This window comes from Actinomadura sp. WAC 06369 (genome assembly GCF_003947565.1).
Lineage (GTDB): Bacteria > Actinomycetota > Actinomycetes > Streptosporangiales > Streptosporangiaceae > Spirillospora > Spirillospora rifamycini.
Genome location: NZ_QHJN01000438.1, coordinates 1 through 367 on the forward strand (window position 1 = coordinate 1; position 367 = coordinate 367).

The 367-nt window shown below is 73.8% G+C and carries 1 protein-coding gene and 1 pseudogene; both read left to right on the top strand.

The window, feature by feature from the left end:
* Positions 1-107: 107 nt before the first annotated feature.
* On the top strand, positions 108-242 hold the full coding sequence (locus DMH08_RS42565; protein WP_267898606.1) for a hypothetical protein: 135 nt from the start codon (positions 108-110) through the stop codon (positions 240-242).
* Positions 197-367 (top strand): annotated as a pseudogene (locus tag DMH08_RS42935) (aminotransferase class I/II-fold pyridoxal phosphate-dependent enzyme); the annotation flags it as partial. The gene DMH08_RS42565 and the pseudogene DMH08_RS42935, both read left to right, overlap by 46 nt.

Sequence of the window (367 nt, forward strand, 5' to 3'; positions counted from 1 at the left end):
GACGTCGCCGAACAACCCGACCGGCACGTCGCTGCCGCCGGAGACGATCGAGGCCGAAGTCGGTGTCGCGGGCGGCGTCGACCCACCGGGTGCCGGACACCGCGGTGATGATCGGGTGCATCGAGTACGACCGCGACGCGCTCGCCGCCGCCACCGGCCGGGTCGTCGCGCTCGCCGAGGCCGAGGACCTGCCCGCGCCGTCGCCGCCGTCGAGGAGCACCGCCCCGACGTGGTGTTCCTGACGTCGCCGAACAACCCGACCGGCACGTCGCTGCCGCCGGAGACGATCGAGGCCGAAGTCGGTGTCGCGGGCGGCGTCGACCCACCGGGTGCCGGACACCGCGGTGATGATCGGGTGCATCGAGTA

Excerpts from the sequence above, each read along its gene's own strand:
- DMH08_RS42565 (WP_267898606.1), top strand. The coding sequence starts at position 108 with ATGATCGGGTGCATCGAGTACGACCGCGACGCGCTCGCCGCCGCCACC.